The organism is Lacisediminihabitans sp. H27-G8 (genome assembly GCF_046156175.1).
Classification (GTDB): domain Bacteria; phylum Actinomycetota; class Actinomycetes; order Actinomycetales; family Microbacteriaceae; genus Lacisediminihabitans.
Genome location: NZ_JAYLVL010000015.1, coordinates 1 through 1,238, shown reverse-complemented (window position 1 = coordinate 1,238; position 1,238 = coordinate 1). Strand labels below are relative to the sequence as shown.

Here is a 1,238-nt window from a genome sequence, read left to right as displayed (position 1 = left end):
GGGAGGTTCAACCGGTCAGCGCACCATCTGGCAGTTTTGGAGGATGGTTATGACGGATTCGGTGGCACGGTTCTCAGCGCGGCTGGTTCCGGAGGTGACGGCCCGGTTGTGGGATCTCCGGGCGGCAGGGCTTGGCGGGGAGAAGATCGCACCGCAGCTCGGGTGGAAGAGCACGGCCGTGTTCCGGTTGATCGTCGAACACGGCGGGATAAGGCCAGCTTCTGCGAGGCCGGGGAATGGTGCCCGCATGTCGTTCGCCGAGCGGGAAGAGATCATGGTCCTCGCGGCGCAGGGCCTGTCCGCCAGGAAGATCGGGCTGCGGTTGGGTCGGGCTCACTCGACGATCAGCCGGGAACTCACCCGTGGGCGAAACGGGCAATGGTTGTATCGGGCGACGAACGGGCAAAGGAGGGTGCATAACAGCACCCGCCGCCCGAAACCGGCCCGGCTGCTGCAGGCAGGTCCCTTGCGCGTCCGGGTGTTGCACGATCTCCGTGACCGGTTCTCGCCCGAGCAGATCGCGGGCCGGCTCCGCCTGGAGTTCCCCGACGACCAGTCCATGTGGGCGTCGCACGAGACGATCTACCAGGCGATCTACCGCGACAGGCCGGGACGCTTAGCCAGGCCCGACCGGCCGCTCACTCGGACCAGACGGCGGGTGAGGAAGCCCCGTCGGGCAAAGAACACGCGGGTGGGTCGGATCCAGAACATGGTGTCCTTCCGGGAGCGGCATGTCGAGGCGGAGACACGTCAGGTCCCGGGGCATCTCGAGGGGGATCTGATCATCGGGAAGAACAACCGTGGCGCGATCGGGACGCTCGTGGACCGCGCCACCGGGGAATGCTTCCTCCTCCGCGTTGCCGAGGACAGGCCCCGCTCCCTCGCCGTACGCGACGAACTGATCCGCGTCCTGGGCGCCTTGCCGTCTGGGCCGGCGAGATCGGTGACGTGGGATCAGGGCGTCGAGCTGCACCGACACCGGGAGATCACCGCAGCTACCGGGGTCCCGGTGTTCTTCGCCGACCCGCACTCGCCCTGGCAACGCGGCTCGAACGAGAACTTGAATAAGCTGCTGCGGGAGTACTTCCCCCGCGGCACCGTCCTGACCGGCCACACCCAGAAACACCTCAACACGGTGGCTGCTGCCCTGAACCGGCGACCGCGGAAACGCTACGGATACGCCACCCCAAATGAGAGACTTGAACAACTCACCGGTGCGCTGACCGGTTGAACCTCCC

General features: G+C 66.8%; 1 protein-coding gene. It reads left to right on the top strand.

What is annotated here, in order from left to right:
* Positions 1-1,231: IS30 family transposase (locus VLI63_RS17625; protein ID WP_409158156.1), on the top strand; the 1,231-nt coding region annotated here is incomplete at its 5' end.
* Positions 1,232-1,238 lie beyond the last annotated feature (7 nt).